1 protein-coding gene is annotated in these 747 nt (G+C 51.1%); it reads left to right on the plus strand.

The genetic code is table 11. From position 1 onward, the window contains the following. Positions 1-67 precede the first annotated feature (67 nt). Complete coding sequence (locus AB3R30_RS26945; RefSeq protein ID WP_458652280.1) at positions 68-583, plus strand: helix-turn-helix domain-containing protein; 516 nt, start codon at positions 68-70, stop codon at positions 581-583. Positions 584-747: the final 164 nt, after the last annotated feature.

The following is a 747-nucleotide window of genomic DNA, read 5'->3' on the forward strand; positions in this document are numbered from 1 at the left end:
ATACCAAATTAAATTGGAGTAGTTACAGATCAGATAAACTGAGGGATATAGAGTTGAGAGTCTGACGATGGCTGGAGTAAGCGCGATTGCAATCAAAGAAAGTCTTGACGAGTTAGGCGAACGTTTGCGAGCGATTGAACAACCGATACTCAAAGAGCGATTGCAAGTGTTGTACTGGCTCAAACAAGCGCAAGCACCGAGTATCAGCCAGATCGCGGTGGCAATTGGCAGACATCGAGGTACGGTACAAAAGTGGTTAGCACTGTACCGAGCGCAAGGACTCGAAGCCTTGCTCGTGGTTAAACCAACACCAGGAGGCGGCAACCGAGTGATTCCACTATGGGCAGAGAGAGCCTTAGCCAAGCGATTACAGGAACCAAGCAACGGGTTCGACAGTTACGGGGCAGTGCAGCAGTGGCTCTTAGAGAGTTTAGGGGTAGAAGCCGAGTATCATGCGGTGTACCAGATGACGCGCTACCGCCTCAAAGCGAAACTTAAGGTCGCCCGTCCTCAACACATGAAGCAGAACCGAGACCAGCGAGAAGCTTTTAAGCAAACCTTGCAGACGACCTCGACCTGTTGAGCCAGTACTATCGGCAAGTGCGTCAGGATGAGCGACCGATTCGCTACTTTGCCCAAGATGAGAGCCGCTTTGGACTCAAAACAATCGTCGGGCGATTGATTACGGCGTTTGGGGTGAAACCCATCGGGGCATGGCAGTGGATATTCAAAGCATTCTGGCTGTAC

The organism is Sivoneniella epilithica UHCC 1019, assembly GCF_040830845.1.
Classification (GTDB): domain Bacteria; phylum Cyanobacteriota; class Cyanobacteriia; order Leptolyngbyales; family Leptolyngbyaceae; genus ULC077BIN1.

Bases quoted from the DNA above. Each gene is read 5' to 3' on its own strand.
- AB3R30_RS26945 (WP_458652280.1), top strand. From the start codon at position 68: ATGGCTGGAGTAAGCGCGATTGCAATCAAAGAAAGTCTTGACGAGTTA.